Annotated in this window: 17 protein-coding genes; 8 read left to right on the top strand and 9 right to left on the bottom strand. The window is 76.3% G+C overall.

Annotated elements, in window-relative coordinates:
- Positions 1–22 precede the first annotated feature (22 nt).
- Both ABZ452_RS13760 and ABZ452_RS13755 read left to right on the top strand, forming a co-directional pair.
- Positions 23–670 (top strand): hypothetical protein, encoded by a 648-nt coding sequence (locus tag ABZ452_RS13760; protein ID WP_357942319.1) that lies wholly within the window; start codon positions 23–25, stop codon positions 668–670.
- A gap of 226 nt (positions 671–896) precedes the next feature.
- Positions 897–1,811 (top strand): DNA-3-methyladenine glycosylase 2 family protein, encoded by a 915-nt coding sequence (locus ABZ452_RS13755; protein ID WP_357942317.1) that lies wholly within the window; start codon positions 897–899, stop codon positions 1,809–1,811.
- Here ABZ452_RS13755 and ABZ452_RS13750 read toward each other — a convergent pair.
- Positions 1,805–2,341, bottom strand: coding sequence for a DUF1990 domain-containing protein (locus ABZ452_RS13750; protein WP_357942315.1), 537 nt, complete (start codon positions 2,339–2,341; stop codon positions 1,805–1,807). The genes ABZ452_RS13755 and ABZ452_RS13750 overlap by 7 nt on opposite strands.
- Positions 2,342–2,419: 78 nt before the next feature.
- Between ABZ452_RS13750 and ABZ452_RS13745 the strand changes: the two genes are divergently transcribed.
- Positions 2,420–2,932 (top strand): GNAT family N-acetyltransferase, encoded by a 513-nt coding sequence (locus ABZ452_RS13745; RefSeq protein WP_357942313.1) that lies wholly within the window; start codon positions 2,420–2,422, stop codon positions 2,930–2,932.
- Here ABZ452_RS13745 and ABZ452_RS13740 read toward each other — a convergent pair.
- Both ABZ452_RS13740 and ABZ452_RS13735 read right to left on the bottom strand, forming a co-directional pair.
- A complete protein-coding gene (locus ABZ452_RS13740; RefSeq protein ID WP_357942311.1) occupies positions 2,907–3,329 on the bottom strand; it encodes an SRPBCC family protein in 423 nt (140 codons plus the stop codon). The two genes, ABZ452_RS13745 and ABZ452_RS13740, sit on opposite strands and share 26 nt — an antisense overlap.
- A 65-nt stretch (positions 3,330–3,394) precedes the next feature.
- The gene (locus tag ABZ452_RS13735) at positions 3,395–3,607 is read right to left on the bottom strand and encodes a hypothetical protein (RefSeq protein WP_357942309.1); all 213 of its coding nucleotides are present in this window, start codon (positions 3,605–3,607) and stop codon (positions 3,395–3,397) included.
- A 135-nt stretch (positions 3,608–3,742) separates the two neighbouring features.
- Between ABZ452_RS13735 and ABZ452_RS13730 the strand changes: the two genes are divergently transcribed.
- On the top strand, positions 3,743–4,855 hold the full coding sequence (locus ABZ452_RS13730) for an ATP-dependent DNA ligase (RefSeq protein ID WP_357942307.1): 1,113 nt from the start codon (positions 3,743–3,745) through the stop codon (positions 4,853–4,855).
- Positions 4,856–4,888: 33 nt separating this feature from the next.
- Complete coding sequence (locus tag ABZ452_RS13725) at positions 4,889–6,475, top strand: alpha/beta hydrolase (RefSeq protein WP_357942305.1); 1,587 nt, start codon at positions 4,889–4,891, stop codon at positions 6,473–6,475.
- Between the two features lie 15 nt (positions 6,476–6,490).
- On the opposite strand, the gene ABZ452_RS13720 is transcribed toward ABZ452_RS13725, so the two are convergent.
- The gene (locus ABZ452_RS13720; RefSeq protein ID WP_357942303.1) at positions 6,491–7,768 is read right to left on the bottom strand and encodes a YncE family protein; all 1,278 of its coding nucleotides are present in this window, start codon (positions 7,766–7,768) and stop codon (positions 6,491–6,493) included.
- Between the two features lie 172 nt (positions 7,769–7,940).
- Here ABZ452_RS13720 and ABZ452_RS13715 point away from each other — a divergent pair, with 172 nt between their 5' ends.
- Positions 7,941–9,089: a helix-turn-helix domain-containing protein gene (locus tag ABZ452_RS13715; protein ID WP_357942301.1), complete on the top strand. Its 1,149-nt coding sequence runs from the start codon at positions 7,941–7,943 to the stop codon at positions 9,087–9,089.
- A 13-nt stretch (positions 9,090–9,102) separates the two neighbouring features.
- On the opposite strand, the gene ABZ452_RS13710 is transcribed toward ABZ452_RS13715, so the two are convergent.
- The gene (locus ABZ452_RS13710; protein WP_357942299.1) at positions 9,103–9,594 is read right to left on the bottom strand and encodes an ion channel; all 492 of its coding nucleotides are present in this window, start codon (positions 9,592–9,594) and stop codon (positions 9,103–9,105) included.
- Between the two features lie 73 nt (positions 9,595–9,667).
- Here ABZ452_RS13710 and ABZ452_RS13705 point away from each other — a divergent pair, with 73 nt between their 5' ends.
- Complete coding sequence (locus ABZ452_RS13705; protein ID WP_357942297.1) at positions 9,668–10,120, top strand: GNAT family N-acetyltransferase; 453 nt, start codon at positions 9,668–9,670, stop codon at positions 10,118–10,120.
- A gap of 134 nt (positions 10,121–10,254) precedes the next feature.
- The gene (locus ABZ452_RS13700) at positions 10,255–10,791 is read left to right on the top strand and encodes a hypothetical protein (RefSeq protein ID WP_357942295.1); all 537 of its coding nucleotides are present in this window, start codon (positions 10,255–10,257) and stop codon (positions 10,789–10,791) included.
- Between the two features lie 84 nt (positions 10,792–10,875).
- Here ABZ452_RS13700 and ABZ452_RS13695 read toward each other — a convergent pair whose 3' ends face one another.
- From ABZ452_RS13695 to ABZ452_RS13680, 4 genes are read right to left on the bottom strand one after another with little or no spacing between them, the layout of a single operon-like run.
- Positions 10,876–11,592, bottom strand: coding sequence for an ABC transporter ATP-binding protein (locus tag ABZ452_RS13695; RefSeq protein WP_357942293.1), 717 nt, complete (start codon positions 11,590–11,592; stop codon positions 10,876–10,878).
- Positions 11,592–12,581, bottom strand: a complete 990-nt coding sequence (locus tag ABZ452_RS13690) for an ABC transporter ATP-binding protein (protein WP_357942291.1) — start codon at positions 12,579–12,581, stop codon at positions 11,592–11,594. The genes ABZ452_RS13695 and ABZ452_RS13690 overlap by 1 nt, the downstream gene beginning before the upstream one ends.
- A gap of 1 nt (position 12,582) precedes the next feature.
- A complete protein-coding gene (locus tag ABZ452_RS13685; RefSeq protein WP_357942289.1) occupies positions 12,583–15,312 on the bottom strand; it encodes an FtsX-like permease family protein in 2,730 nt (909 codons plus the stop codon).
- Positions 15,309–18,494 (bottom strand): FtsX-like permease family protein, encoded by a 3,186-nt coding sequence (locus tag ABZ452_RS13680; RefSeq protein WP_357942287.1) that lies wholly within the window; start codon positions 18,492–18,494, stop codon positions 15,309–15,311. The genes ABZ452_RS13685 and ABZ452_RS13680 overlap by 4 nt, the downstream gene beginning before the upstream one ends.
- Positions 18,495–18,525: the final 31 nt, after the last annotated feature.

Genomic DNA, 18,525 nt, shown 5'->3' with positions numbered 1-18,525 from the left:
CTGCCAAGAACGAGGAGGGCACGTGGCACACCTGAAGCGGACGACCGTCATCGTCGCGAGCGCGATGGTCGCACTAACGGCCTGCGCCCCCGCGGGCTACGACGGGGCGAACTCGAGCGCGGCCGAGCCGGTCGCCGTCGCCGCGGCCGAACCCACCGCGTCGGCCGAACCGGAAGCCTCCGCGTCCCCGGACGCGGCCGCCGACGACAAGGCGCCCCCGTCCGACGTGCAACTCACCGACGAACTGGTCGGCAAGAAGCTGCCCCGGATGGGCAAGGTCGTCACCGACCAGGACGGCTGGGTGCTGTACCGGTTCGACAAGGACTCGGCCGACCCGGCGCAGTCCAACTGCGTCGACAAGTGCGCCCAGGTCTGGCCGCCCGCGCTGACCGACGGCAACCCGCAGCTCCAGGGCGTCTCCGACGACAAGGTCGGCACCGTCACCCGGCAGGACGGCACCCGGCAGATCACCATCGGGGGCTGGCCGGTCTACCGCTACATCGGGGACAAGAAGCCCGGTCAGTGGAAGGGCCAGGGCGTCGGCGGCACGTGGTTCGTCGTCGACCCGAACGGCAAGAAGAACCTGACCTGCCTGCCCACCGGCACCCCGAAGGCCGTCGCCCCGCCGGCGTCGGGCGACTCGGGCGGCGACTCGGGCTACTCGTACTGACGGACCCCGGTCACGGTGGCCGGTCGCAGCCGGGGAGGGCGCGGCCGGCCACCGTCGTGGTTCCGGGACGGTGGCCATCCGGCAGCCCCGCGTCCCGGCGCGGCGCCGGCCCGATGCGGGCCGGCGCCGCACCCCGCGCGGCGCCAGGCCCCCGAACAAAACGGGCCGGCGCCGCACCCCGCGCCGTGTCCGCTGTCACCGGAGGACGTCATGGCAGAGTGGCGGGGTGACCTCCCCCGACGCCCGCCGGACGCTGCGCCCCCCGGCCGGCTACCGACTGGCCGCCTCGGTCCGCGCCCTCACCTTCAGCCCGTACGACCCGTGCGCCCGGATCGCCGCCGGCAGCTTCTGGTGGGCCACCCGCACCCCGGCCGGCCCGGCCACCCTCGCGCTGCGTCCCGAGGCGGGCGAGCTGGTCGCCGAGGGCTACGGCCCGGGGGCTGACTGGGTGGTCGAGCGGGCCGACGCGGTGGCCGGGCTCCGCGACGACCTGAGCGGGTTCGCCGCGCTGGCCGGCGCGCACCCGCTGGTGGCCCGGCTGGCCCGCGAGCACCACGGGCTGCGGATGCCCGCCACCGGCCAGGTCTTCCCCCGGCTGCTGCGTGCCGTCTTCGAGCAGAAGGTCACCGGCAAGGAGGCGTACCGGGCGTACTCCGCGACCGTGCGGCACTTCCGGGAGCCGGCGCCGGGGCCGCTGCAACCGCTGCTCCTGCCGCCCGGGGCCGCGGCGGTGGCGGCCACGCCGTACTGGGTCTTCCACCCGTTCGGGGTGGAGCAGCGGCGGGCCGACACGCTGCGTCGCGCGGCCGCCGTCGCGGACCGGCTGGAACGCTGCGTCGACGCCGCCGAGGCCACCCGCCGGCTCACCGCGATCGCCGGCATCGGGCCGTGGACCGCCGCCGAGGTGGTCCGGATCGCGTACGGGGACCCGGACGCGGTCAGCGTCGGCGACTACCACGTCCCGAACACGGTGGCCTGGGCGCTGGCCGGGGAGCCGCGCGGCGACGACGCCCGGATGCTGGCCCTGCTGGAGCCGTTCCGGGGCCACCGCGGCCGGGTCTGCGTGCTGCTGGAGGCCGCCGGCATCCAGGCGCCGAAGTACGGGCCGCGCGCCCCGATCCGCTCCTTCGCCGGCTACTGAGACGGCGACGCCGGCCGGTGACCGGCGCAGAGCCGGCGCAGGGTCCGACCGAGCCACCAGGCGTACCCCCGCTGGACGGCCCGGCTGAGCGGCCCGGCGGCGCGCACGTACCAGCGGGCCGGGCGGCTGAACGCGGTCACCTCGAACCAGACGCCGTCGGCGGTCCGGGTGACCAGGAACGCCTCCTCGCCGATCTCCGGGTGCCCGGGCAGGGTGCCGTAGCCGAACCCGGCCCGGTCGGGCTCCTCGACGGTCCAGACCACCTCGGTCGGGCCCCAGATCCGCAGCGGGCCGACGCCCAGCCCCGGGGTGACCCGCACGCCCGCGGCGGCGCGCGGCGCGCCGGTGCGCATGACGACGCCGGCCGCCCGGTGCAGCCGCCAGCCGAGCACCGCGTCCGCCGCGGCGGCGAAGCCGCCGTCGGGCAGCCGGACCCGGTGGCGCAGGTGGTCGTAGCCGGCCGGCAGGCGCCCGTCGCGGGTCGCGCCCACCTCGGGGTACGTCAGCTCGGGCACGTCGGCCTCCTCCACGCGGAAACCCCGCCAGCGTACGGCCGGGCGGGGTGGCCCGCCCGGCGCCGGTCCGGCGGGCTGTGGTGGGCTTGCGGGGTGACCGAGCAGTTGACCGTCGCCCCGGCCGGTGTCGCGGACGCCGGCGAGATCCTCACCGTGCAGCGCGCCGCGTACCTGGTGGAGGCGCAGCGCTACCGGGACGTGTTCCTGCCCCCGCTGACCGAGACCCTGGACGAGGTCCGCGCCGCCCTGGCCGGCCCGACCGTGGTGCTGGCCGCCCGGCTCGGGCCGCGCCTGGTCGGCTCGGTGCGCGCCCGGGTCGACGGCGACACCGCCCACGTCGGCCGCCTCGCGGTCGCCCCGGACCAGCAGGGGCGCGGCATCGGTGGCCGGCTGCTGACCGCGGTGGAGGGCGCCTGCGCCGGGCGGGTGGCCCGGTTCGCCCTGTTCACCGGTGCGGAGAGCGCGGAGAACCTGAGCCTGTACGCGCGGCGCGGCTACCGGGTCGTGGCGCACCGGCCGGACGAGAACGGCAACCGCCTGGCGGTGCTGGAGAAGCTCGTCGCGGGTGCGCCCGGCGCGGTCAGCCCCGCTCGCAGCGGCGCCTGAGCCCTTCGGCCTCCTGCCGCAGGTAGCGGCGGATGGTCCGGCCGGCGAGCAGCCCGACGAGCCCGGCGAGCGGGCCGGTCTGGGCCATTACCAGCTCGGCGCGGACCCGCCCGTCGGCCAGCGGCACGAGGCGGTGCTCGCCGCGGCTGTGCACGCCCGGGGTGTCGGACTCCCAGACGAAGAGGTGCGGCGGGTCGATCTCGGTGACCCGCCAGACCGCCGGGCGCAGCCGGGGCTGCGCCAGCCGGGCCGTCGCGCCGAGGGTGAGCGGCCCGGGTTCCAGTCGCCGTGCGGAGGTCACCGAGGGCGTCCACTCCGGCCAGCGCTCCACGTCGGTCTGCACCGCCCAGACCCGGTCGGCGTCGGCCGCGATCTCGACGGACTCGACGAAACGCATGCCGCTTTCCTCCCTGATGCGATCAGGGTCAGGTTACGCCGGTGATCGACGGCGGGTGATCCCGGTCAGGCCGCCTCGCGGAGGTCGGCCAGGCCGACCGGGGCGTACCGGCGGAGCAGCAGCTCCAGCTCGGCCACGGAGGCCACCTCGCCGACGACGTTCGCGCCGCCGCCGTGCTCGGACGGGTAGCGGTGCACGAGCCGGTAGCGGTAGCGCCCGCGGATCAGTTCCACGCTGACCCGCCAGCGACCGCAGCATCCGCAGCTCCACTCCGGCACGCCGCGACCGTAGCGCTGACCTGCGGTTTCACCATCCGGTCGCGGGTGACGATCGGGACCGGGACGGGACACGCCGCCCGGCGCCGCCGGTGATCTGCCTCACGACCGTCGGTGGGGTCTGATTGACTGGTCGCCGTGGACCTGCCGATCAATCCGCCGGTCGAGCCGATGCTGGCGAAGAGCGTGCCCCGACTACCCACCGATCCCGGCCTGACCTACGAACCCAAGTGGGACGGCTTCCGCTGCATCATCTTCCGCGACGGCGACGAGGTCGAGCTGGCCAGTCGCGGCGGCAAGACGATGACCCGCTACTTCCCCGAGGTGGTCGAGCAGGCGCGCCGCCAGCTCCCGGAGCGGTGCGCGGTCGACGGCGAGCTGATCGTGATCCGCCGGGACGGCCCGGGCGGAAAGCCACGGCTCGACTTCGAGCTGCTGGCCCAGCGCATCCACCCGGCCGCCTCCCGGGTGAAGCTGCTCGCCGAGACCACCCCGGCCGACTTCGTCGCCTTCGACCTGCTCGCCCTCGACGACGAGCTGCTGACCGACCGGCCCTACCCGGAGCGCCGGGGCCGCCTGGAGAAGGCGCTGGCCAAGGTCCGGCCCCCGGTGCACGTGACCCAGGTGACCACCGACCCGGAGACGGCCCGGCGCTGGTTCGACGTGTTCGAGGGGGCGGGGCTGGACGGTCTCATCGTCAAGCCGGCCGACCTGCCCTACGAGCCGGGCAAGCGGCTGATGTTCAAGGTCAAGCACGCGCGCACGGCCGACGCCGTGGTGGCCGGCTTCCGCTGGCACAAGTCCGGCCCGGTGGTCGGCTCGCTGCTGCTCGGCCTCTACGACGACGCCGGGGTGCTGCACCACATCGGGGTCAGCTCCTCGTTCACCGCGGCCCGCCGAAAGGAGCTGCTGGACGAGCTGGAGCCCTACCGGGAGGTCGGCGGCGACCACCCGTGGGTGCACGGCGACCACGAGCGGGGGCAGCGCATCCCGGGTGGGGTGAGCCGGTGGACCGGCGGCAAGAACCTGGAGTGGGAGCCGCTGCGCCCGGAGCTGGTCGTCGAGGTGGGCTACGACGCCATGGAGGGCGACCGGCTGCGGCACACCGCGCAGTTCGTCCGCTGGCGTCCCGACCGCGACCCCCGCTCCTGCACCTACGAGCAGTTGGAGCGCCCGATCCGCTTCGACGTCGACGAGGTGCTGCGGGGGGACCCGGCGGCGACCGCAGGCGACGGGCCCGGCCGGGCGTAGCCTGGCGGTCCACACGATCATGGAGGGCTCCACGTGACCCGCTTCTCCGACCGGTTCCGCCGCCGGCCCACCCTGGCCGGGTTCCTCGCGGCGCTGGTGCTCACGGCCGGCTGCACGCTCCCGGCGTTCGCCCCGCGGGCCGAGAGCCAGGGCGAGGCGGCCGCTCCGGGCACCGCGCCGACCTGGCGACCCTGCCCCGAGGTGCCGGACGAGCTGGTCGGGCGGGGCGCGGCGGGCATGCGCTACGACTGCGCCCGGATCGCCGTCCCCCGCGACTGGGGCAGCGGTGCGGCGACCGGCGCGACGGCCGGGCCGGGCGCCGGGGAGACCTTCGAGATCGCGCTGATCCGCATCCGCTCCGACAAGCAGCGCGACCGGATCGGGTCGCTGGTGGTGAACCCGGGCGGGCCAGGCGCGTCCGGCGTGGACACGGCGGTCTACCTGTCCTTCGGGCCGGGTTTCGGCGGGCTGCCGGCCGCGGTGACCGACCGGTTCGACATCGTCGGCTTCGACCCGCGCGGGGTGGCCCGCTCCAGCCCGGTGAAGTGCATCTCCGACGCCGACCTGGACGCCAGCTTCGGCTACGACCCCGACCCGGAGAGCCAGGGGTCCTTCGACGGCTTCGCCGACCTCAACCGGCGGATCGGCCAGCGGTGCGGCGCGAAGTACGGCGCCCAGCTCCCGCTCTACGGCACCGAGCAGGCCGCGCGGGACATGGACGCCGTACGCGCGGCCGTCGGTGACGACAAGTTGACCTACCTCGGCTACTCCTACGGCACCCTGCTCGGCGCGACCTACGCCCAGCTCTACCCGCAGCGGGTGCGGGCGCTGGTCCTCGACGGGGCGGTGGACCCGCGGCAGAAGCTCCTGGCCGGCTCGGAGAGCCAGGCGAAGGGCTTCGAGCGGGCGTTCGACAACTTCGCCCGCTGGTGCGCGGCGAACGCCGGCCGCTGCCCGATCGCGCCCGATGCCCGGGCCGCGGTGACCACGGCCATCGACAAGGCCAGGGTCTCGCCGGTGCGGGGCCGGGACGGCCGGGAGGCCACCGCCGGCTGGGTGTTCTACGCGGTCATCTCCTCCCTCTACACCGAGCAGGGCTGGCAGGAGTTGGCCCGGGCGGTCGACGCGTTGCAGGGCGGCGACCCGAGCGGCGTGTTCAAGCTGGCCGACGCGTACGCGGGCCGCGAGGACAACGGGCACTACTCCAACATGTTCGACGCGAACATGGCGGTGAACTGCGCCGACGAGACCGAGAAGCCGACCCGGGAGCAGATCCGCTCGATCCAGTCCCAGTGGCGGCAGAAATACCCGCTGTTCGGCCCGGCGCTGGCGGTCGGGATGCTCGGCTGCGTGGAGTGGCCCGGCGGGCGTGACCCGTACCCGACCGGGAAGGCGGCCGGCGCGCCGCCGATCCTCGTGGTCGGCACCACCGGCGACCCGGCCACGCCCTACGAGCAGACCGCCGCGCTGGCCTCGATGCTGGGCGTCGGCCGGGTGCTCACCTGGGAGGGTGAGGGGCACACGGCCTACCCGCAGACCGCCTGCGTGACGGGTGCCGTCGACGCGTACCTGGTCTCGCTCACCGTCCCCCGGGAGGGGCTGCGCTGCCCCGCCCGGTGACGGTGCGCGGTCCGGTCAGCCGGCCGCCGGGGGCGTCCAGCCGAGCGGCACGTGTCCGATGCGGACCCGCTGCGGGTGGTCGCCGACCGGCACGCTGGCCGCCTTCTGCCCGGTGGCGAAGCTGATCGCGGTGACCCGGTCGGCGCCGGCCTCGGAGATGACGCAGTCCCGGCCGTCCCCGCTGACCGTGGCCCAGTACGGCTTGCTGGCCGGCACCAGGGTCCCCTCGTGCAGGGTGGCCCGGTCGACGACGGTGGCGTAGTCGTCCATGGTGCCGGCGACGCAGAGCCGGGCGCCGTCGGGGCTGACCGACAGGCCGTGGTGCCGCGAGTCGTTCACCCAGGTGGTGCGGTCCTCGCTGGTGGCCGGGTTCTTCGGCAGGGTGGCGACCCGGGTGATCTGGTCGGTGGCGACGTCGTACTCGACCAGGCCGTTGAGGAACGAGACCTGGAAGTAGAGCCGGCTCCCGTCCGGGGTGAAGACCGCCGGGCGGACCGCGTCGGAGAGGTCCCGGCGGCCGGCGGCGTCCAGCCGCGACCGCATGTCGATCACCCGCACCACGCCGAAGGTGGTGGTGTCGGCGACGGTGATCCGCCGGTCCCCCTTGGTCCAGTCCAGCCAGGGGGCGTCCAGGTCGGTGTTCACCTCCCCGATGGACATGTTCCACAGCCGCCGGCCGCCGTCGGTGAAGATGTTCTCGTGCGGCTTGTCCCCGGTGGGGAAGGAGCCGAGCTGCTGGCCGGTGCGGATGTCGAGCACGTGCACGGTGTTGCCGGTCGAGGCCGAGACGGCCACCCGGCTGCCGTCGGGTGACACGGCCATGTGGTCGGCGCGGTAGCCGGAGACCGCGAAGCGCCAGCGGAGCTGACCGGTGGCCAGGTCGATGGAGACCACATCGGCGAAGCTGGGCCGGGACACGACCAGGGCGGTTCCGTCCGGTGTGGTGTACATGTCGTCGACGAGCTGGTCGTGCCCCTCGCCGGGGCCCTGCCGGATGCCGAGGAAGAACGCCAACCGGATCGGGTTCAGGTAGATCTCGCGCAGCCGCTCGTTGCGGTCCGGGACCACGTTGATCCGGCCGAGCCGCGCGTAGTCGCCGCGGGACCGGATGACGTCGGCCGTGCCCTCCCAGTTGTTGCCGACGAACATCACCTCCTGCAGGCTCGTGGCGGCCGCGGCGGGCCGGGGGGCCGCCGCCACCGGAGCTGGCACGGCCAGGGTGAGGGCGGCCAGCGCGGCGAGGGCGGCGCGGCGGCCGCGGGGACGGGGCGGGCGGGACGGGTCGGGGGTCATGGACGCCTCCTGGTGGCCGGTTGCGACATCAACGTTTCTCTCTGCGCCGGGCGGTGTTACCTTGCGGTAACAATCAGGAGAGCAACCCGCCGGCCACACCGGATAGGGACCGGACGCCAACACCCGGCCGGCCGGGTTGTGCCGCGACGACAACGGGAGGCGGCGGAAGCCGATGACCCGGACCGGGAGCGCCCCCTCCTTCGGGGTGCTGCTGCGCGACCTGGCCGCCGACCCGGTTGCCGTCGAGGAGGTGGTCCGGGCCGCCCGCGCCCACTCGCCCGAGGTGGCCCGGCTCCCGCCGGCCGAGGTCCACCGCCAGGTCGTCCTCCTGCTCACCAGCGGGCTCGGCGCGCTGGAGCGGCGGGAGGACCCGGGTGAGCGCGACTTCACCGAGGCGCGCCGGCTGGGCGCCGACCGCGCGGCGCAGGGCGTCTCCGTGGCCGGGCTGCTGTGCGGCGTGCAGGCCGGCCGGGACCGTGCGGTGGAGCTGGTGGTCCGGCACGGGCGGGCGGCGGGGATCCCCGACGAGGTGCTGCTGGAGGGGCTGCTCACCATCGGCCGGTACGCCGCGGCCGTGGAACGCGCCGTGGTCGACGGTCACCGGGCGGCCGAGCGGGAGCTGGCCCGCACCGGCGCGCCGGCCCGCGCCCGGCTGCTGCGTCGGCTGCTGCTCGGCGGGCCGGCGGGCGTGCCGCCCGCGGAGCTGGCCCGGTTCGGGCTACGTCCCGACGGGCGCTACCACTGCCTCGTCGCCGAGCAGCCGGACCCGGTCCGGGCCCACGCGCTGCACCGGCAGTTCTCCGGGTGCGGCGGCCTGCTCGGCACGGTCGAGGACCGGCTGGCCGGTCTCACCCCCCGGCTGCCGGCCGCCGGCCCGGTCGACCTGCTGCTGGTGGTCGCCCCCGTCCGGCCGCTGGACCGGGCGCCGGCCATGTACGCGCTCTGCCTGGCCGCCCTGCGCACGGCGGCGCACCGGCGGCTGCACGGGCTGCACCTGGTGACCGACCTCGCCGTCCAGACCGCGCTGGCCGCCCAGCCGGCTCTCGCCGAACTGCTCCGGGGCGCCCTGCTCGGCGGCCTCGACCCGGCCGACGAGTTCCACCGGGAGCTGGCCGCGACCGCGCTGGCCTGGCTGGACCACGGCCAGCGGCTGGACCAGACCGGCGCCGCCCTGCACGTCCATCCGAACACCGTGCGCTACCGGCTGCGCCGGCTGCGGGAACTCACCGGCGGGCCGCCGGTCGAGGAGGGCGCGCGGTGCCCGGTGCCGGACACCGTCCGCTGGTGGTGGGCGTTGCGCACCTGGCTCGACCGGCCCTGACCTGCGGGCGTGCTCACCGGCGCAGGCGGCGCCGGCGCCCCCGTTCCCAGGGCGAGGTCGGGGTGGCCGGCTCGGGGCGCGCCGGCTCGGGGACCTCGATGCCCTGCCGGGCGGCCATCTCCTCCACGAGGGCCCGCAGCCGCCGCACGTCCGCCTTCAGCTCCTCCTGCTCGGCGTGCTCGAAGGCGTCGTCGTCCACGATCAGCCGGCTGGCGAAGTGGGCGGTGATGAGCGGAATGACCAGCAGCACCATGGTGGAGATGAGCAGCGCGGCGAGGAGGCGCCCGGCGAAGGAGGTCGGTGAGATGTCGCCGTAGCCGACCGTGGAGGCGGTCACCACGGCCCACCAGATCGAGTCCGCCGCGCCCTTGTTCTCGGCCTGGCTGTACAGGACGCCGGCGATCATGATCATGAGCAGGTACGAGGTGATCAGCGTGCGCGGCGAGTTGGCGAACCACACCAGACCCCGGTAGATCCACCGGAACGGCAACAGGAGGGCGTCCATGGCGCACATGATGTCCGGTGCCGGCAACCGAGGCGTCCGCATCGTCGGGCGTGACTGTGCGAGGCTGCCCGGCATGAGCGACGTGATCTTCCGGGAGGCCGTCCGGGCCGATCTGCCCGCCGTCATCGCCCTGCTCGCCGACGACGTGCTGGGCAAGGCCCGCGACTTCACCGAGGTGGACGAGGCGTACGAGCGGGCGTTCGCCGCCATCGACGCCGACCCGCGCAACCACCTGGTCGTCGCGGAGGCCGGCGGCGAACTCGTCGGCTGCATGCAGATCACCTACATCCCCGGGCTGGGCCGGCACGGCGCCGAGCGGTCCCTCATCGAGTCGGTCCGGGTCCGTTCCGACCTGCGCGGCCGGGGCGTGGGCCGGGAGATGATGGTGTGGGCCATCGACCGGGCCCGGGAGCGGGGCTGCGCGCTGGTGCAGCTCACCACCGACAAGAGCCGCGCCGACGCGCACCGCTTCTATCGGAACCTCGGCTTTGTGGCCAGCCACGAGGGCATGAAGCTGGCGCTGTGACCCCGGCCGCCGCCGGTTGACGCGGCCGGACGCCCCCTCCCCCGGTCGGGGGAGCCGATTCCCCGGTCGCGGGGAGGCCGACCGCCGGGCCGGCCGGCAGGCTGGAGCGCAGTTTCCAGCACTGGGGAGGCCCCATGACCAGCGACACCAAGTCCCGCATCGGCCACCTCCGCGACGCCCGTCCCGCGCCGGCGTGGGCGGTCCGCGCCGCGCACCTGATCCCGCTGCTCGTCCTGCCGTCCGGGCTGTGGCGGATCGCCCTGGTCGCCGGCCTGCCGATCGGCACGCCGGTCGATCCGGGCCCCGGCGAGAGCGTCTACATCGTCTCGCTGAGCCTGGTCTCCGAGGGGCTGGCGCTGCTCGCGCTCGGCCTGGTCCGCCCGTGGGGCGAGGTGTTCCCGAGGTGGCTGCCGCCGGTCGGCGGCCGGCGGGTGCCGCCGCCGTTCGCGGTCACCGTCGCCACCGTCGGCGCCGTCGCACTGACTCTGATCTGGGGGTACGCCGCCTGGGGCGTCCCCACCCACGGCAACGACCTCGGCTTCACCCCGACGGGCTTCGCCCTCCTGGTGGCCTGCTACGCCCCCCTCCTCCTCTGGGGCCCCGTCCTCCTCGCGGTCACGTGGTCCTACCACCGCCGCCACTCCGCCCCCGCCCAACCCGGTCGATCATGAGGTTGGCGGCACGACACGCCGGTCCCGACTGCCGCCAACTTCATGATCGACGGGGGTGGGGGGCAGGGGGCGGCCCCCTGGGGGTCAGTTGGGGAGGAGGCGGCCGTCTCGGAGGGTCAGGGTGCGGTCGGCCATGTCGATGAGGGCCGGGTCGTGGGTGGCGACCAGGGCCGTCATGCCGCGGGCGTGCACCACGGCGCGGAGCAGGTCCATGATGGACCGGCCGGTCTCCGAGTCGAGCTGGCCGGTCGGCTCGTCGGCGATGAGCAGGTCCGGCTCGTTGGCCAGCGCCCGGGCCACCGCCACCCGCTGCTGCTGGCCGCCGGACAGCTCGTACGGGCGCTGCGCGGCGTGCCCGCCCAGGCCGACCAGCTCCAGCAGCACGGCCACCCGCTGCTCCCGCTCGGCGGCCGGCACCTTGGCCAGCCGCAGCGGCACCCCGACGTTCTCCGCCGCCGACAGGATCGGGACCAGGCCGAAGGTCTGGAAGATGAACCCGACGGTGCCCCGGCGCAGCGCCAGCAACTCCCGCTCGCTGGCGGTCGTCACCTCGTGCCCGGCCACCCGCACCCGCCCGCTGTCCGGCCGGTCCAGCCCGCCGACAAGGTTCAGCAGGGTCGTCTTGCCGGCGCCGGAGCGGCCCCGGACCGCGACCAGCTCACCCCGGCCGGCGGCGAACGACACGTCCCGCACGGCGTGCACGGCGTGCTCGCCCCTGCCGAAGGTGCGGCTCACCCCCTCGACCCGGACCACCTCGTCGACGGCGACGCGGGCCGGCGGCACGGTCAGCTGATCGGTCATCACTCACTCTCCTCGGCGTGCGCGCGGTGGCCCGGCCGCACCTCGACGTGGTCGGGTTCCAGGTTGAGCCGCACCCGGTCACGCAGGGACAGGGTGTCCACGAAGGACGCCGGAAGCTGCATCCGGCCGGTCCGGTCGAGCACCGCGTACTCCTCGCTGACCAGCTCGGTGCTGCCGTCGGCGGCGACCCGGGCGGTGCGGTGCACCTCGGAGGAGGTCCGGCCGTCGCGGATGGCGACCGTCCGGCGGACCTGGCCGGCCACGGCCTGGTCGTGGGTGACCACCACGATGGTGACGCCCAGCTCGGCGTTGATGGTGCGCAGCGCCGCGAACACCTCGGCGCCGGTGGCCTCGTCCAGCTCGCCGGTGGGCTCGTCGGCGAAGAGCACCTCCGGGTCGTTGGCCACCGCCACGGCCACCGCGCAGCGCTGCTGCTCGCCGCCGCTCAGCTGGCCCGGCCGGCGGTCCGCGCAGTAGCCGACCCCGACCATGTCGAGCAGCTGGCGGGCCCGTTCCCGCCGGGCCCGCCGGGAGCGGCCGCCGGCCAGCTTCATCGGCAGCTCGACGTTCTCCAGCGCCGTCAGGTACGGCAGCAGGTTCCGGCCGGTCTGCTGCCAGACGAAGCCGACCATCTGGCGGCGGTAGGCGAGCCGGCGCCGGTTCGACAGGGCGAGCAGGTCGTACTCGGCGACCCGGGCGATGCCGGCGGTCGGGGTGTCCAGCCCGGAGAGGATGTTCAGCAGGGTGGACTTGCCGGAACCGGAGGCGCCGACGATCGCCACCAGCTCGCCCCGGTCGATGACCAGGTCGAGGCCCTGGAGGGCGACGACCTCCACCCCCTCGGTCTTGAAGATGCGGACCAGCCCGTCGCAGACGATGTGGCCGCGCAGGCGGTCCCGGCCGCCGGCCCGTTCGGCGGCGCGCTCCGCGGCGCGCTGCTGAAGGGCGGCCAGATCCGGTACGGCAGACGCCTCGGCGATCGCGGTCATCTCAGCTCTCCTCTCCGAGCCGGAGCACCTCGCCGAGGCGCATCCGACGGTTGTTCAGGGCCTCGACGGCGACGGCGAAGCCGAGGGCCAGCACGGCGAGGCCCAGCACCCCGGCCACCAGGCCGGGTTCGAAACGTGCCCGCACGGCCACCCCGCCGGTGAAGGCGGGCAGGCCGAGCACGGGGGTGAGCAGCACCGGCAGCAGCGCGCCGACCACCGCGCCGGTGAGCACGGAGACCAGCACGAGCGGGGTCAGCTCCACCAGCAGCAGCCCGCGCCACTGCCGGCGGGACAGGCCCATGGTGCGCAGCCGGGACAGGACCTGCCCGCGGCCGCGCGCCCCGGCCAGCACGGCGAAGGCCAGCGCGAGCAGCCCCAGCGCCGCGCCCCCGGCCGCGCCCATGGTGAAACCGAAGACCAGCAGACCGTTCACCCCGCTGCCGCCCAGCTCGGCGCGGACCGCGGACCGGGTGGTGACGGTGGGCTGGGTGGGCCGTTCGCCGCCGACCACCACCCCGGTGCGCTGGTAGCGCTCCTGCCCTTCGACGGCCACCCGGGCCACCGCGGCCGGGTCCACCCGGTCGCCGGCCAGCAGGAAGGCGGTCGGGGCGAGCGGGTGCAGGGCGTCCGCCGGCAGCGCCGGCCAGGGCAGCACCACGAACCGGGTCACGCCCCGGTCGACCAGCGCGAACTCGTCGACGGTGGCGGCGGTGCGCACGGGGAACCGGTTGCCCTGCACGTCCAGCCAGGCGGGGCGGCGGCCGGCCGGGTCGGCCAGCCCGGCGGCGGTGAACTCGTCGGCGAGCGCCGGGGAGACCAGCGCCGGCAGCGGGGCGGTGCCGTCGCCGGTGGCGCGCAGCGGGTCGGGGACGGTCACCGGGACGCCCGCGCGGTCGGCCACCTCGGCGAACCGGGCGCCGTCGACGAGCAGCACCCGGATGTCCCCGACCTCCGCGAAACGGCCGGCCTGGTCGGCGTACGGGCGCTGGCCGGCCTCCACGAGCAGCGGGGTGACCGCGCGGACGCCGGGCAGCGCCGCGAACGCGTCGGTGGTGTCCGGGGCGAACCGGTCCCCGTCGACCCGCACGTCCCCGGGCACGGCGGCCGCGGCGGCCCGGTCCCGGCCGTTCTCGATGCCGGTGGCGACCACCCCGCAGAACGCGGCGGTCGCCACGGACAGCACCACCACGACCAGCGGGCCGGTGGCGGCGGCCCGGCCGGCGCGAGCGGCGCCGAGGAACGCGACGCTCCCCCTCGCCCGGGCCGCGACCCGGCTGAGCAGCCGCAACGGCCACGGGTAGGCACGCAGCGCGATCAGCGCCGCGGCGACGGCCAGCAGCACCGGCACCGAGACGAGCAGCGGGTCCACCGTCCCGTCGAGGGTGAGGCCCCGCCGGCGCACCAGGAACGCGCCGAGCGCGGCGACCGCCAGCACGGTCACCTCGACGGTGAGCCGCACGGCCGGGGACCGGGCGCCGACCAGGTCGGTCCGGCCGCCACCGCCCCGGCCGGCGGTGAGCGCGGAGAGCGGCGGGACGAGGGTGGCCAGCAGCGTGGCGAGCAGCACCCAGCGCAGCTCGGCGCCGCCACCGGGGACCAGCCCGCCGAGCAGCCAGCCCACGCCGGCGGCGAGGGGCAGCACCAGCAGCGATTCGGCGAGGCCGCGGCCCAGCACCGCGGTCGTCGCCCCGCCCCGGGCGCGCAGCAGCGCGTACTCGGTCTGGCGGCGGCGCGCGGCGAGGCGGGCGGCGAGCAGGATCAGGCCGGCCAGGGTGGCGAGCAGCCCGGCCGCGATGACGGCGAGCAGCGTACGGGCGGCGGCGAGCGACTCCGCGAAGCGGCGCAGCGCGATGTCGACGCCCTGGGTCAGGGTGAGCCCGGCCGGGCGGGTGCGCTCCAGCTCGGCGAGCCCGTCGATCAGTGCGGTGAGCTGCCCGGCGGTGACCCGGTCGGCCCCCACCCGGTAGCGCCAGCTGTAGCTGACCGCCCAGCCGGCGGCGGCGGCCGCGTCGAAGCCGGCCTCGGAGGTGTACCCGGCGGACAGGAACGGCTGTCCGTCGCCCGTGGGCGCGGCGAGCCGCAGCATCGACGGCAGCCCGTCCCAGATCCCGCCGTGCGGGTCGGTGGGCCGGAACACCCCGACCAGGGCCACCCTGATGCTCTGCACCGGCTTGCCCTTCTCGTCGAGGATGGAGAGCGCGAAGGTGCTGCCGGCGCGGATCCCGAGCGGCCCGACAACGGTGTCGGCGAGGGCCAGCTCGATGGCGCCGCCGGCACCGCGGCCGTCGGCCGGCCAGCGCCCGTCGACCAGGGTGGCCGCCTCGGGCAGCCCGGTCATGGTGCGCAGGCTGAGGTCGATCAGCCCCTTGTCGGCGCTCAGCGTCGGCCCGGTGAGCCGGGAGAAGCCGGTCTGGGCCGCGTACCACCGCTCGCCGATGACCTGCCGCACGGCCGGGGGCATCCGCGCCTCGACGGTGGCCAGCTCGTCGGCGCGGGCGGCGGCGGTCCGGGCGGCGATCCGGGGCAGCACCACCTGCTCGGTGCTGTAGGTCAGGTCGCGCCGGGCCACCGGCTGGGCGGCCATGTGCTCCCGCAGCCCCTGCCCGGTGAGCCGGTCGACGACCCGGGGCAACGCGGTGATCAGCAGCGCGGTGACCAGGGTCAGGACGGCGAGCAGCAGGAAGTGCCCCCCGTACGCCCGGACCCGCCGCGGCGCACCTGACGGACTCATCGTTCTCCCCCGATCCGGAGCTGTGCGGCGGCCACCCGGCGGCGGATGCCGGTGGTGATGAGGGCGGCGAAGGCCAGCGCGGCCAGCAGCAGCCCGGCGGCGGTCAGCCCGACGGGCGACCACGGCACCGTGAACACCGCCTCGGGCACCGGCCGGCCGGCGGCCGGCGTGAGGATCACCAGCGGCACCATGGTGGCCGCCACGCCGGCCCCGACCAGCAGCCCGACGCCGACGCCGATGCCGGCCAGGAACGCCTGTTCGGCGAGGAGGGCGCGGGCCAGCAGCCGGGCGTTCGCGCCGAGCGTGTTCAGCACCGCGAACTCGGCGAGCCGGTGCCGGGTGGTGGCCCAGACGTCCACGGCCAGCCCGACCAGGGCGAGCAGCACGGAGCCGAGCGCGGCGGCGAGCAGCCCGGTGCGGGCGCCCCGCCAGTACGGGTCGTGGGCCGCCTCCGCGGCGACCTGCCGGCGGTCGAGAAGTGTGGTGCCGGGGAAGGCGGCGAGGTGCTCCGCCGCGGCGGCGTGCCCGCCGTCGTCGGTGCGCAGCCACCACTCGGCCACCGGCCGGATGGTGCCCTGCTGGCGGAGCAGCAGGTTGGTGGCGGCGGGCAGGTCGAGCAGCACGCCGTCGGCGGTGGTGCCGGGCACGGCGGTCACCTGACCGACCACCTTCACCGGCAGCGACACCCCGGACAGCTGCAGGGGCACGGTGTCACCGGTGCGGATGTTCAGCGCCGCGGCGACGCCGGGGGTGACCAGGGCGGGCACCGGCGGGTCGTCCACGGCGGGCACCACGGCGAACCGGGAGGAGGGCTGGCGGGCGAACTCCAGGGCCCCGGCCGGCAGCGCGATGTCGTGGGTGGCGTCGACGGTGGTCGGGGTGACCTGGGCCGGGCCGCGCGGCCCCTGCGCGGTGTCGGCGACCCGCCAGTCCCCGTCCAGGGGCAGCGGCAGCGCCGCCCCGGCGGCGTCGGTGAGCCGGAGCCGGTCGAACCTCATCCGGTACGCGTGACCGACCGCGTCGCCGCCGTCGGCCTCGAATCCGGCCAGCCGCAGCGGCGCGCCGCCGGTCTCCGGCAGTGGCACCGCGAAGCGCACCGGGCGGCCGTCGCCTCCGGCGACACCCAGCGGCAGCCGCCAGGCGACGCCGGTGTCGGTGGTGAGCAGCACGGACACGGTCTGCCGCGGGACCTCGAACTCCGTGTCGACCGGGGCGCGGACGGTGCCGGCGAGGGTGTGCGCGCCGGCCGGCAGGACCGGCCCGGCGGGCGCGGCCCGCCCCTTGACCAGCCGGTCCAGCAGCGCGGCGGTGGACGCCTCGCCGGCCGCGTCGTCGAGGCGGAGCAGCCCGCTCGCGGCGGCGGCGTCGAGGCTCACCACGCTGGCCGGCCGGTCGTCGCGGCCCAGCCGGACCTCGTCCCGCCAGGCCGGCAGCACCCGGTCCAGCCCGGCCGTGGTGGCCAACCGGCCGGCCCGGTCGGCGGGCGCGGCGCCGTTCCGCTCGACCAGCCGCAGGTCGGCGCCGACGGTGTGCCGGGCCTGGTCGCTCTGCGACCGTTCCCAGGAGGCGACCAGCGACCAGGCCAGGGTGCTACCACCGACGGCGAGGGCGAGCAGCAGCACCGGGCCGGCGTGCGGCCGGCGACCGGCCTGCCACATGCCGAACATGGTGGCCGTCCACGGCCGCCGGTCCACGAAGCGTTCGGCGACCCGGGTGGCCGGGGGCAGCAGCCGCAGCGCGATCACCGCGCCGGCCAGCACGCCGATGATGGGCGCGGCGGCGAGCAGCGGGTCGATGCCGAGCCGGCCGCCGGCCCCGGCCAGCGGCGACGAGTACTGCCGCAGCTGGGTCCAGGCGAGCACGGCCAGCGCGACCAGGGCCAGGTCGACGCTGGCGCGCTGCACGGCCGCGCCCCGGGTGGGACGGGAGCGGGCCGCCATGTCCGCCACGTAGGTGCCGGCGCGGCGCAGCGCCGGCAGCACCATGGCGAGCAGGCAGCCGATCGCGGTGGCGACGGCGACCAGCCAGATCCGGGCCACCCCGCCGTCGGCCAGCCGCAGGTCCCCGCCGAGACGGTGCACGGCCTGTCCGGTCAGCGCCGGCGCCAGTAGCACGGCTGGGACCACCACCAGGGTCGCCTCGCGTACGGCGAGTCCGGCGAGCTGGCCACGGGCGGCGCCGCGGGCGCGCAGCAGCGCGGTCTGCCCCCGGCGGTCCTCGTTGAGCAGCGCGGCGACCAGCACCAGCGCGTACCCGCCGAGCACCACGATCAGCAGCAGCGGGGTGAGCAGGGCGGACCGGCCCACCAGGTCGGCCCGGCCGAGCCGGTCGACCAGCCGGTCGAGGTGGCTCACGGTCTGCGTGGAGGAGCCGAGGCCGGTGGCGTCGGGGATGTCCTCGACGACGGTGGCGAGGGCCGCCGTGACCCCGCTCAGCCGGCTCGGCTCGACCACGGCGAGGTCGGGGGCGACCAGCCAGGAGCCCGAGGTCGAACCCGGAAAGGTACGCGCGAAGTCGGCCGGGTCCAGCGCGAACGGCCCGTACGAGTCGCTCGCCGCGTCGCCCTGGCTGTCGCCCACGCCCGGCGCGAGCCGCCAGTACGCGTCGGCCGGATCGCGGGGCCGCCAGGTGCCGGCCAGCACCACGGCCCCGGCCCGCTCGGCGCTGCGGTCGTAGAGCGGCACCCGCTCACCGACCCGCAGGCCGAGCTGGCCGGCGATCTTCTCGGGGAGGGTGACCTGCAATGGCGACGCGCCCGGCGTCGGCCACGACCCCCCGGTCAGCTCGGCGTGCCCCGGCAGGTCGGCCAGCGTGGCGAGGCTGGCGAACATCGGGTCGTCGTCGGTGCGGGCCGGCCCGAGGTCCCCGGTCAGCTCCCGCCCGGTGCCGTAGCGGGCCGTGGCCACGGAGACCGGGGCGCCGCCGAGGCCGTTGGCGAACTGGGCGCGGACCGCCCGGTCCCGGTCGGCGTACTCGGCGGCGTCGCGCCCCCCGGAGCCGCTGACCAGCAGGCTGCGCTCGTCGGCCGGGGCGGCGTCCAGCACCGCCCGGGCGCCGGCGTCCACCGCCCGGCGGTTGTAGTCGGAGAGCCCGGTGACCAACGCGACCGCGACCAGGGCCGCGACCGCGGCGGCGAGCAGCAGTCCACGAGCCTCGACCGCCCGCCTCCACACCAGCTTCATCCGACGTCCTCTCCTGGCCCCGGCGGGCCGA

Source organism: Micromonospora sp. NPDC005707, from assembly GCF_040631005.1.
Taxonomy (GTDB): domain Bacteria; phylum Actinomycetota; class Actinomycetes; order Mycobacteriales; family Micromonosporaceae; genus Micromonospora.
This window is presented reverse-complemented; position numbering and strand designations above follow the sequence as displayed.